Annotated in this window: 10 protein-coding genes and 1 pseudogene; 3 read left to right on the top strand and 8 right to left on the bottom strand. The window is 68.4% G+C overall.

Annotation, left to right across the window (positions count from 1 at the left end; genetic code table 11):
• On the top strand, positions 1-617 hold a 617-nt coding region (locus AB0I83_RS31120; protein ID WP_363307021.1), incomplete at its 5' end, for a TetR/AcrR family transcriptional regulator C-terminal domain-containing protein.
• 34 nt (positions 618-651) lie between these two features.
• Here AB0I83_RS31120 and AB0I83_RS31125 read toward each other — a convergent pair.
• The 6 genes and pseudogenes from AB0I83_RS31125 to AB0I83_RS31150 all read right to left on the bottom strand — a co-directional run bounded on the left by AB0I83_RS31125 (position 652) and on the right by AB0I83_RS31150 (position 7,726).
• A complete protein-coding gene (locus AB0I83_RS31125; RefSeq protein ID WP_125500869.1) occupies positions 652-1,152 on the bottom strand; it encodes a PPOX class F420-dependent oxidoreductase in 501 nt (166 codons plus the stop codon).
• 185 nt (positions 1,153-1,337) lie between these two features.
• Entirely contained in the window at positions 1,338-2,159 is an 822-nt protein-coding gene (locus AB0I83_RS31130) for a YceI family protein (RefSeq protein WP_168132501.1), read from the bottom strand.
• Positions 2,160-2,600: 441 nt separating this feature from the next.
• On the bottom strand, positions 2,601-5,135 hold the full coding sequence (locus AB0I83_RS31135; protein ID WP_363307022.1) for an MFS transporter: 2,535 nt from the start codon (positions 5,133-5,135) through the stop codon (positions 2,601-2,603).
• 9 nt (positions 5,136-5,144) lie between these two features.
• The gene (locus AB0I83_RS31140) at positions 5,145-5,687 is read right to left on the bottom strand and encodes a MarR family transcriptional regulator (protein ID WP_363307023.1); all 543 of its coding nucleotides are present in this window, start codon (positions 5,685-5,687) and stop codon (positions 5,145-5,147) included.
• Between the two features lie 743 nt (positions 5,688-6,430).
• A complete protein-coding gene (locus AB0I83_RS31145) occupies positions 6,431-7,033 on the bottom strand; it encodes a DJ-1/PfpI family protein (RefSeq protein ID WP_125498386.1) in 603 nt (200 codons plus the stop codon).
• Positions 7,034-7,113: 80 nt separating this feature from the next.
• Positions 7,114-7,726: pseudogene (locus AB0I83_RS31150) on the bottom strand (TetR/AcrR family transcriptional regulator).
• A gap of 35 nt (positions 7,727-7,761) precedes the next feature.
• On the opposite strand from AB0I83_RS31150, the gene AB0I83_RS31155 reads away from it, so the two are divergent.
• Positions 7,762-8,529: an SDR family oxidoreductase gene (locus AB0I83_RS31155; protein ID WP_363307024.1), complete on the top strand. Its 768-nt coding sequence runs from the start codon at positions 7,762-7,764 to the stop codon at positions 8,527-8,529.
• A gap of 202 nt (positions 8,530-8,731) precedes the next feature.
• Here AB0I83_RS31155 and AB0I83_RS31160 read toward each other — a convergent pair whose 3' ends face one another.
• On the bottom strand, positions 8,732-9,358 hold the full coding sequence (locus tag AB0I83_RS31160; RefSeq protein ID WP_125498388.1) for a hypothetical protein: 627 nt from the start codon (positions 9,356-9,358) through the stop codon (positions 8,732-8,734).
• Between the two features lie 138 nt (positions 9,359-9,496).
• Positions 9,497-10,027 (bottom strand): NUDIX domain-containing protein, encoded by a 531-nt coding sequence (locus AB0I83_RS31165; RefSeq protein WP_125498389.1) that lies wholly within the window; start codon positions 10,025-10,027, stop codon positions 9,497-9,499.
• A gap of 648 nt (positions 10,028-10,675) precedes the next feature.
• Between AB0I83_RS31165 and AB0I83_RS31170 the strand changes: the two genes are divergently transcribed.
• On the top strand, positions 10,676-11,623 hold the full coding sequence (locus AB0I83_RS31170) for an AIPR family protein (protein ID WP_363307025.1): 948 nt from the start codon (positions 10,676-10,678) through the stop codon (positions 11,621-11,623).
• The last annotated feature ends 87 nt before the right edge of the window (positions 11,624-11,710 follow it).

Consider the following 11,710-nt stretch of genomic DNA (forward strand, 5'->3'; position numbering starts at 1 on the left):
CCAAATTCTCCATGCGGCGGCTGGCCGCCGAGCTGAACGTCACCGCGATGTCCCTGTACTGGTACGTCAGCAGCAAGGACGACCTGCTGGAGCTGGCCCTCGACGCGACCTTCGGCGAACTGCGGCTGCCCGACGAGCAGCACGACGAGGACTGGCGGAAGCAGCTGCGCGACCTGGCCGGGGAGTACCGGGCGCTGCTGGTGCGCCACCCCTGGCTGTCGCCGCTCGTCGGCAGCTTCCTCAACATCGGCCCCAACCACGTGGCCTTCTCGGACGCGGTGCACCGGATCATCCGGCGCACCGGACTGCCCGAGGACCGTCTGGCCGGTGCGATCTCCGCCGTGTTCCGCTTCGTGTACGGCTACGGCACCAACGAGGGCCATTTCGCAGCCCGTTGTGCCGCGGCGGGGATGGCTCCGGACGAGTACTTCCAGCACGCGGTGAGCGTGGCGACGAGTGCCCCGGACGCCGCCGAGGTGATGCGGGAGTCGATCGGCCTGCTGTCGGCCGGCGGCGGCGACACGGTCGCGCAGATGCTCGACCGCGACTTCGACGTCGCCCTGGACCTGCTCATCGCGGGTATCGAGGCGACGGTCGCCCGGAACGCACGGGACTGAGGAGCCGCCCGGCCGGGCCCGGCGGACTCTCCGCCTAGCCTTGCTCCTTCTTCTGCTCCTGCTCGTCCTGCTGCTGCACCAGCCGCGCGGGGAAGCCGCCGGTCGCCACCGGCCCCCAGCGCTCCGGCGTGACCCGGATGATCGACTTGCCCTGCCGGATCATGGCCTGGCGGTACTCGTCCCAGTCGGGGTGCTCGCCGGCGATGTTGCGGTAGTACTCGACGAGCGGTTCCACGGAGTCCGGCGCGTCGATGACCTCGGCGGTGCCGTCGATCTGTACCCACGGCCCGTTCCAGTCGTCGCTGAGGACGACGACACTGACCCGGGGGTCGCGCTTGGCGTTCCGTGTCTTGGCGCGCTCCGGGTAGGTGGAGACGACGATCCGGCCGGAGTCGTCGACGCCGCAGGTCAGCGGGGAGGCCTGCGGGCTGCCGTCGGAGCGGCGGGTGAGCAGCAGTGCGCGGTGGCGGGGGCGGACGAAGTCGAGCAGTTCCTCGCGCGTCACGCGGGTGTTGGTCGCGATGTTCGGTGCCATGCCCGCAGCGTAGGGGCTCCGGCAGCCGGGACGGACGTACGGCGGCTGATCTCCTCGTGTCTGTCACCAGCCGGGTCAGGCACGACGCGCCCCGGACCGGGGTGCCGGGGCGCGAAAGGACCGGGCGCGCACGAGCACCGTGCCGCACCGTGCCGTGCGGCAGCGGTCGCCGTCGTCGCCGAGATTCAGGTGGTGGGGAGGGTGGTGCCTTGGACGGCTTGGATGTCGAGTTCGATTTTGAGTGTGGTGCCGATGGCGGCGATGCCGGCTTGGAGGATCTGGTTGTAGTTCATGGCGAAGTCGTCGCGGTGGAGTTCGGTGGTGGCGCGGAAGGCGGCGCGGGTGCCGCCCCAGGGGTCGGGGCCGGTGCCGAGGTAGGTGAGGTCGAGGTCGATGGGGCGGGTGTGGCCGTGGAGGGTGAGGGTGCCGTGGCAGGTGTAGTGGTCGGGGCCGGTGGGGGTGAGGTGGGTGGAGGTGTAGGTGATGTGGGGGTGGTTTTCGGTGTCGAGGAAGTCGGGGCTGGTGAGGTGTTGGTCGCGGAGGGTGTTGCCGGTGTTGATGCTGTTGGTGTTGATGGTGGCGGTGACGTGGCTTTGGTTGATGTCGTCGGGGTTGATGTGGATGGTGCCGGTGAAGTCGGTGAAGCGGCCGTGGATGCTGCTGATGCCGAGGTGGTGGGCGGTGGCGGCGATGGTGGAGTGGGCGGGGTCGATGGTCCAGGGTCCGGGGGGTGGGAGTTCGGTGCCGCCTTGGCGGGTGAGGGTGTGGGTGCCGAGGTGGGCGTGGCCGCTGGCGGTGACGAGGGCGGTGGCGGCGGTGGGGGTGTAGCCGACGGCGGTGATGATGACGGTGTAGGGGCCGGGGGTGAGGGGGGTGGTGTCGTGGATGGTGCCGTTCTGGTCGGCTTGGGTGCGCAGGATCTGGGTGCCGGTGGTGTCGGTGACGGTGACGACCGCGTGTGGGATGGCCCATCCGTCGCGGGTGCGGATTTTCGCGGTCAGTGCCATCGGTGTGTGTCTCCTTGCGGGCCTTGCGGTGTGGGTGATGCGGCCAGGACCGGGCAGGTGCGGAGCGCGGCCAGTGGCGGCCGGTGGCCGGGTGGGTGTGCGGTCCGTCGCGGCCGGTGGTGGCTGGTGTCCGGTCGAGGCCGGGATGGTGATGTGAGGCCGGTCGGGTGACCGGGGTGGTCGCCGGTGGTGACCGGTTCCGGTGGTGGCCGGTCGGGTGACCTTGAGTGTGTGGTGCCGGTCGTGGCTGCGGCGTCACGGGCGGGTGCCTGTGGTGGCCGGGCGCGGGTGACCGGAGAAGTCTGGAGTGTGTCCCGGGGTGGTGCCCCCGGGGTGGGGGGCCGGCTGTGGCGGGTTGGCGGCCTGCTGCGGCCGGCCCCCCTCTTTTTGTTGTTGCTGTCTTTTTCGGTTGTTGGTGTCTTTTTCGGTTGTTGGTGTGGGTTATTCGGTGGGGTGGGCGAGTTCGATGGTGTGGTCGTCGATGCCGTGGCCGGTGATGGTCAGGGCGGTGGCGACGGGCGGGTAGCCGGTGGCGATGACGGTGTATTCGCCGTTGTCGAGGTCGGTGAAGGCGTAGGCGCCGTCGGGGCCGGTGGTGGCGGTGGCGACGACGTTGCCGGCGGCGTCGACGAGGGTGACGCGGGCGTCGGCGAGGGGGCCGTGGGGGGCGGTGACGGTGCCTTGGAGGGTGGCGCCGGCGTCGAGGGTGACGTCGATGCGGGTGATGCCGGTGCCGGTGATCTCGACGGGCAGGGCGCGGGGGCGGTGGCCTGCGGCGTTGACGGCGACGGTGACGGGGCCGGGGACGAGTTCGGTGAAGGTGAATTCGCCGGTGTCGTTGGTGGTGCCGGTGGCCATGAGGTCGCCGCGGACGTCGGTGACGATGACCATGGCGTCCTTGACGGGGTGGTTGCCGTCGGTGGTGCGGACGGTGCCGGTCAGGCCGCTGGTGCCGCTGAGGAGGATGTCGTAGGTGACGGGGTCGGTGTTGACGGCGATGGTGGAGGCCTGGGGCTGGTAGCCGTCGGCGGAGGCGATCAGTACGTAGGAGCCGGCGCCGGGGGCGTCGAGGGTGTAGGAGCCGTCGGCCTGGGCGATGGAGCGGCCCAGCTGGCGTCCGGCCAGGGAGATCAGGGTGACCGCGGCGTGCGGGACGGGAGCGTCCTCGGCACCGCGGATGTGGCCGCGCACCGGGACACCGCCACCGCTGCTGTTCTGCACGGGAGCGTCGTGCTCCAGCGTCGCCACCGCAGCCAGACGCTGCTCGACCTGCTGCTCCTGCCCGGCGGGTGCGGCGGCCGTGGTCTCGGAGACCGCGACCTGCTCCGGGGTCTCGGCGACGGCCGGGGCCGCAGCCGTGTCCGCCGGGGCGGACTCACCGTTGGCTGCCTGAGCCAGCGCACCCTGCGTACGCAGCGGAACCTCCTTGATGAACAGCGTGATGAGGAAGGCGACCGCGGCCAGCGCGGAAGCGATCAGGAAGATGTCGGCGATGCCGTGCCCGTAGGCGCTCTTCATGACCACGCGCAGCGGCTCGGGCATGGCGCTCAGGTCCGGCAGGCTGCTGGTGCCGGCGTCGGAACCGGAGGCGAGCTGCGCGTACTGCGGGCCGAGGTCCGCCAGACCGTCCTTGACGTAGTGGGTGATCCGGTTGGCCATGACCGCGCCCAGCGCGGAGACGCCGACCGCACCGCCCAGGGAGCGGAAGAAGGTGACCGTGGAGCTGGCGGCACCGAGGTCCTTCGGGTCCACCTGGTTCTGCGTGCAGAGCACCAGGTTCTGCATCATCATGCCGATGCCGAGACCCAGCACGGCCATGTAGACGGCGATCTTCCAGTAGTCCGTGTCGTACCGGAGGGTGCCCAGGAGGCCGAGGCCGGCCACGACCAGCAGACCACCGCTGACCAGCCACGCCTTCCAGCGGCCGGTACGGGTGATGATCAGGCCGGAGACCGTGGAGGAGATGAACAGGCCGGCGATCATCGGAATCGTCATGACACCCGACATGGTCGGGGACTTCTCGCGGGCCAGCTGGAAGTACTGGCTGAAGAAGACGGTGCCGCTGAACATGGCGATACCGACGAACAGCGAGGCCAGCGACGCCAGCGAGATGGTGCGGTTGCGGAACAGCCGCAGCGGGATGATCGGCTCGGAGGCCTTGGCCTCCGCCAGCACGAACAGCAGGGCCAGCACGATGGTGCCGGCGACCATCGTGTAGGTCTGCCACGACAGCCAGTCGTACTTGTCACCGGCGAAGGTCACCCAGAGCAGCAGCAGGCAGACGGCCGCCGAGATCAGGAACGCGCCGAGCCAGTCGACCTTGACCTTCCGCTTGGTGACCGGCAGGTGCAGGGTCTTCTGCAGCACGATCAGCGCGATCACCGCGAAGGGCACGCCGACGTAGAAGCACCAGCGCCAGCCCAGCCAGCTGGTGTCGGTGATGACACCACCGAGCAGCGGGCCGCCCACGGTCGCGACCGCGAACGTCGCGCCGAGGTAACCGGAGTACCGGCCACGCTCACGCGGGGAGATCATCGCGGCCATGATGATCTGAGCCAGAGCGGTCAGACCACCGGCGCCGATGCCCTGGACCACACGGCAGGCGATGAGCATGCCGGGGTTCTGCGACAGACCCGCCGTCATCGACGCGAGGACGAAGACGATCAGGGCTATCTGGACCAGTACCTTCTTGCTGTACAGGTCGGCGAGCTTGCCCCACAGGGGAGTGGCCGCGGTCATCGACAACAGGGCGGCGGTGACGACCCAGGTGTAGGCGGACTGGCCGCCTCCCAGGTCACCGATGATCCTCGGCAGGGCATTGGAGACGATCGTGGACGACAGGATCGCCACGAACAGGCCGAGGAGCAGACCGGAGAGTGCCTCCATGATCTGCCGGTGCGACATGGGAGCACCGCCCGGGGCACTGTCCCCGTTCTTGGCATGAGCCCGCACACCGGCTGGTGTGGTCGTTGCCATGGGCTTCCTTTACGTACGAATGTCTGCGGGTGTACGGGTGGTCTCTTCGGCTACAGGAGCGGCAGCGCAGGCGGATCCGGTCTCGGCACCGGCCGTCGTGGCGCAGGCCCGGGCCGTCTGCGACCGGCAGTCGCCGAAACTGTCGCGCAGCCGCGTCATCAGGTGGATGAGCTGCCCGACCTCGTCGTCGCTCCAGTCGCTGAGCCGTTCGGCGAGCAGGCGGGTGGTGCGCCGGGACAGATCACCGAGCCGGTCCAGGCCGGCGGGGGTCAGGTGCAGGATGCGCGAGCGCTTGTCCACGGGGTCCGGCAGCCGTTCGATCCAGCCGCGCGAGGCGGCGTGGGCGACTTGCCTGCTGGTCACCGACAGGTCCACGGCGAGGTGTTCGGCGAGCTTGCTCATGCGCATGTCGCCGTGTCGGCCGAGGGTCGCCAGGACGGCCGCCGAGCCGGCCGGGCAATCGGCCGGCAGGATCCGCCCCAGGTCTCTCTTCACGGCTCCGACGGCACTGAGCTGGCGCGCCAGCTCTTCGTACTGCGCCTGCCCGGCCATCGCACCTCCCGTAGTCGTTGCTTGAGGCAACCATACAGGAAACTTGGTTGCCGAAGACAAGCAAACCGGGGGTGTGCGGGCAAAGACTTGGCAAAGGCAAGCATTGCGGCTGTGAACACCGAGGTGAGACGGTCGGCTGCGTCCGCCGGGGCCTGCGCGCCGACCTGCGGATGCCCGGCGACGGTGACCGCTCCGACCGCCTGATGAACCGGTGCACCACGAGGCCAGCCGGCGCGTCCGACGACGAGACCACCGGAACCACCTGGCCGACACCCTTGTGTCGGGGGCCGACGCCTGGTGACGGATGCGATGGCGGTCAGGAGGCGTTCGCCGATGGCAGGCGGTGCGTCGAGGACGACGTGGAGGGAAGGCCCGTGGAGGGAGGCCCCGCTGACCAGCCCGACACTCGTCTCGGCGGCGCATGCGATGGCCACGAACAGCGCGCCCGGCATGAGGAGCTGGGCCGGCACGGGCCGGCCGGAGGCCGAGGTGAATCGCGGCAGAAGGGAAAGGCCACCTAGAAGAGGATCACCTCGGGGTGGGCCGGGTTGACGAGCATCGCGCGCCAGGCGATACGTCGGTACGTCTGACGTGCCCGTTCCATGCTGACCCCATGTCGGACGTGTCCCGGACGATCGAGATCCCCAGGCAGATCAGGTAGCGCAGCCCGATGACCCTGAAGCCCGACAGCAGCACCGGGGGCAAAGGTCGGGCGTGCGACCGGGCGTGTCGAGCCGTTCAGCTCACACCGGTGGCTGCGGGCCGTACTGCATACCCCGTCGGACCTGCCGTGCACGCTCCACCGAGCCCAGTCGGGACACCAGGTGAAGGGCCATGTCGATACCGGCCGAGATCCCCGCGGAGGTGACCATGTCGCCGTCGTCGACGAACCGTTCGTCCGCCCGGACGTCGATCGTCGGGTCGAGTTCCTTGAGCCGGTCCAGCGAGGCCCGGTGCGTCGTCGCCGGACGCCCGGACAGCAGACCGGCCGCCGCGTAGACCAGCGACCCGGTGCACACGCTCGTCATGAGCGGAACGGACCGGCGCTGGGAGCGGACCCACGCCAGGTGCCGGCTGTCGTCGAGCTGGGGCCGGGTTCCACGGCCGCCGGGGTGCAGCAGCACATCCAGCGCGGGCATGTCGGCCATCGCGTGGTGCGCCTCGACCGTGAGCCCCTTCGCGCACGTCACGGGCTTGCCGTCGGCGGAGAAGCAGAACACCCGCCAGCCGTCCTCGGGAAAGGTGCGCGTCCAGTACGACAGGACTTCCCACGGGCCGACGGCATCCAGTTCTTCGACGTCGGGGAAGAGCAGGATCCCGATCTGCTTGACGTCTTCGTTGCTCATGGAGAGATCCCAGCAGGCATGCATCCCGACGGCAGGTCTTTGGCGCGCATCCGATCACGCGAGGTCGGGCGCGACCGCACTCACGCGCCCCGTCCTGCCGACCCTTCCGGCCATGCCGCCATGGCCAGTTCGGCCACCTGCTCCAGATCCGCTGTGCTCGCGCCGTCCCGCGCCTGGTGGGACATGCCCTGGACGACAGCCACGAAGTAGACGGCCAGGGCGCGTGGTGGGACGCCGTCGGGCAGTTCTCCGGCCTTCGCGGCCCGGGTCAGTCGTTCCTCGAAGAGACGGACGTTCGCCCTCCTGCGCTCCCGCAGGTCGCGCTCGACGTCCACCGTCTGCGCCGAGCAGTTCGTCGCTGCCGTGATGACCAGGCAGCCGGCCGGATGCCGTGGGTCGGTGTACGACGCCGCCGCCTCGCGCAGCATCCGGTGGAACCCGGTGCGGACGTCGCTCTCCTCCTCCAGCGCCCTGCCCATGAAGGCGCCGAAGGTACCTCCGTAGCGGTCGACGACCTCGGCGAACAGTGCTCGCTCGTCACCGAAGGCGGCGTACAGGCTGGGGGCCCATGGCCCGGGTCAGGTCGGCGATGGACGTGCCCTCGTAGCCGTGCTCCCAGAACAGTCGCGTGGCCTGCGCGAGGGCCGCCTCGCGATCGAAACTTCCGTGTCGTCCCCGCTTCGCCCCTGCCATGGTGATAGAAACAGATGCGGAGGGGGGACTCGATCATGGGAACACTCGCGGGCAAGACGGCTCTGGTGACGGGCGGCAGCCGCGGCATCGGTCGAGCGACCGCGGAACGGCTCGGCAGGGAAGGCGCTGTCGTGGCCGTGCACTACGGACGCAACGCCGGTGCCGCCGAGGAGGCGGTGGGCGCGATCCGTGCGGCAGGCGGCACGGCGTTCGCCGTACACGCCGAATTGGGCCAGGACGGTGACGTGGAGACCCTGTGGGCCGAGTTCGACCGCCAGGTCCTGGAACACTGCGACCGCGCCGGCCTCGACATCCTGGTGAACAACGCCGACATCACGCCCCGCGGCCACATCGAGGAGACCACGCCGGCGGTCTTCGACGAGGTGTTCGCCGTCAACGTCCGAGCGCCGTTCTTCCTGGTGCAGCAGGGGCTCAAGCGGCTCCGGAACGGCGGCCGGATCATCAACGTCTCGTCCGGGGCGACACGCATCGCGCTGACCGACATCATCGCCTACGGCATGACCAAGGGCGCCATCGACACCTTCACCCGGACGCTCGCCAAGGCCATGGGCGATCGCGGCATCACCGTCAACTCGGTGGCGCCCGGCATCATCGACACCGATCTGAACGCCTCCTGGCTCAAAGGCAACGAGGCCGCCGAGCAGTCCGCCGCACAGCTCTCGGCCCTCGGCCGGGTCGGCCGCCCCGAGGACGTGGCCGATGTCATCGCCTTCCTGGCCTCGGACGACGCCCGCTGGGTCACAGGGCAGGTCATCGACGCCACGGGCGGCTCGCAGCTCTGACCGGAAGGTGTGGCTCGCGCTGGGGCCTGCGCAGCGCCCGGCGACGGCCAGCCCGACCCCACCGTGCCCGCGAAAGCCGGTGACCTGACGTGCATGTCACCGATCCGGGCGCGCCCGTGGGGCCCGATCGGTCGGGTGCAGGGGGGCGAGCAGCCGAGCGTCATGCCTGGGGGACGGTGAGCCCCGCTGGGGCGTGAACGGTTCAGCCGTCCGTCCGTTCGTCGGTGGCTGCCCGCCCGCCTCCGTACGACGCGACCAGGGCGTCGGCGACCGCTGCCGCGTCGGTGGCGGCCACGTCGTCCGGGTACTCCGGCAGCAGGTCGTCCCAGACGGGCAGCCACGAGCCGCGCAGCTGGGTCTGGCCCTCGGGACGGGCGTAGAACCACAGGTGCAGGTGGGCGGCTCCGTCCCCGGTCCGGTAGACGTGGGCTCGGGAGATGTGCGGCCGTGCTTGCACGTGGCGGACGATGTGTGCGGTGAGCACGCCGAGTTCGGCGGCCAACTCGTCCGGCAGGTCGGCCAGGTCGTAGTGGTCGAGGGAGAACAGGACCAGGACCAGAGGCACACCGACGCCGCTGACCCGGGCCAGTCTCCAGTGGTCGTCGAACCAGATGCCCTCGTCCCGGGCGCGGCAGATGCCGCACTGTGCGGGGTCCTCGCCGTGCCGGTGCGGTTCGGGCAGCACCGGCGGACGCAACGGCACGGTCCTGAGTCCTTCACGCTCGAACGGGCTGATGTCCCATCTCGTCAACCGCGTCAGGGGAAGCCGGAGTTCGTCGTCGGCGGCCGCACGGGCGTGGTCGTGGAACTCCTCCGGTCGCAGGGCCATGGGCCGGAGAATAACGGGGTACCGGTGATTCCGTACCGGTTCTCGGCCCGGTTCCCGAGCCGGTTCCCGAGCTGGTTTCCCGGCTTGGCCGGTGGGCCGGCGATGGGGCCCGGACCAGGGTGCGAGCGGTGGAGAAGGTCAGGACCCCAGGTCCAGCAGGAGCGCCATCACGCCCACGAGGGAGGCGCTGCTGACGATCTCCCGTCGGCTGATCATGCCGCGGATGCTGCTCAGTGGGATCCACTCCAGGCGGTCGGCCTCGTTGCGTTCCGTGGGGTGCGACACGTGGCGCGCGCCGTCCGCGCGGAAGACGAAGTGACGGGAGTCGGTGATGCCCGCGGCCGGCTGGGCGTGGATCAGTTCCCGCATGACCTGCGGGCGCCAGCCCGTCTCCTCCTCCAGTTCCCGGGCGGCCGCCTCCGCGGGTGTCTCGCCGTCCTCGACCAGACCCATGGGCAGCTCCCAGGCCCAGGTGTCGGTGACGAAGCGGTGGCGCCACATCATCAGCACACGCTCGTGCTCGTCCACCGCCGCGGCCACGGCGAGGTCCCGCAGCCGCACGACGTGGTAGTCGGTGCGCGTGCCGTCCGGCTGCTCCACGTCCAGGGAACGCAGCCGCACCCAGGGGGTGTCGTAGAGGGGGTGTTCGCCGTGGACGGTCCAGCGCATCTCGTGCCTGCTCTCTTCCTTGCGGGCGCTGTCTTGACGGGGCGAGGCACCTGTGTTGCGAGGGTTTGGGGGCCGGGCTCGCGGATGGGCCCAGGTGAGGGGTGGGGCGAGGTCCTGGGCGAGTATGTCGCCATCGGCGTCGAGCTGGTCGATCGGGGTGTGGAGCCTTCGGGCACGGATCTGGCACGCGGCGACTGATCACTGTGCACAAACAGCAGAGCCCAGGTCTCTGACCTGGGCTTTCTTCGTAGAGCGGGTGACGAGAATCGAACTCGCGCTCTCAGCTTGGGAAGCTGCGATCATTCGCGGTCAGTGCGGACGCTGACCTGGGCAAATGGTTGGGCTGCGGCTTCATTGGCAGCGCTCGCGTTACCTTGATTCCCCGCTGTTCCCCGCTCGTTCTGGTGCGCATGTGGTGCGGTGACCGGTGTTGGCCCATCACACATCGACCGCGGGTACGAAGCCAACGCGGCTGGTGGTCGGCCCGGACCCTGAGTGGAGGGGCGGGTGCCTGTGCCAACCACCTCCGGCTCTGTCAGTCGACGAGTTAGCGCAACTCGGGGATGCTCCGGCAGACCTGATCTACCCTTTGATCGTTGAGGTCGCGCTACGTCGCCTAGTGCATACAGTTAGTGAGGAGACTGCATCATGCCAGCCCACCAAACCAACGCCCGCACTCTACTCATGCGAATCTTTGACAGCTGGCATCAAGAGAACGTTCCGCAGTCCTCAGCGGATACGGCGTTCGAGATTTTCGCCTCTGAACTTGCCTTGCGCCCGTATGGGCTCGGGTTGGAGAATATTCAGGATGGAATTGTAGGGTCCGGGCAGGACGGCGGAATTGATTCGGTCTTCACCTTCTGGGACGATAATCTCCTGGATGAAGACTCCGACCTATTCTCTGAGCATCGCAAGCCAAGTGATTTCTCGCAGGAGCGACTCCTTGAACTGTGGGTGATTCAAGCTAAGCGCAGTGCATCGTTCGAAGAAGCTGCTCTGGATAAACTGGAAAACACTCTTCGGCGTATCCTGGACCTGAGTCAAGATCTCGATGGGCTTCGGGGGCTCTACAATGAGAGCCTGCTGTCCCGTGTGAATCTATTCCGGCGTGCTTGGGAAAAACTCCTTGTGCGCAGGCCTAAAATTTCCGTTAATGTCGTCTATGCTACGCCGGGGGATGTTCAGGGAGTAGCTCCGCAGGTCCTGGTGAAGCAGAGAATGTTGCGTAAGGCTTTGCTCGATCTGTTTCCTCCCGGCGCGGCTGTCGCGTGTGATTTGCTCGGAGACCGTGAACTTCTCGCGCGCTTCAATGAGAAGCCATCTTATTCCCTGCCGATGAAGTTCCAGGAGAACGCGACTAGTGGAAACTCTCACGTAGCCCTGGTGCGGCTGTCCGACTACTTCGATCTAATTACAGATGAGCACGGTAAGTTGCGTCGCTATCTGTTCGACTGGAACGTGCGGGATTATCAAGGGCCAGTCACAGTAAATCAGGAGATTCGACGAACTCTTGAGAACCCAGAAAGTCCCGAATTTTGGTGGCTGAACAACGGGGTCACGATTATCTGCAGTGATGCGACGACGGGGGGGGGGTAAGACGTACACGCTGACGGACATCCAAATCGTCAACGGCCTACAGACAAGCCATACCATCTATGAAGTCTTGCGGGCCGATAGGAATGA

It is taken from the genome of Streptomyces sp. NPDC049970, from assembly GCF_040660235.1.
GTDB lineage: Bacteria > Actinomycetota > Actinomycetes > Streptomycetales > Streptomycetaceae > Streptomyces.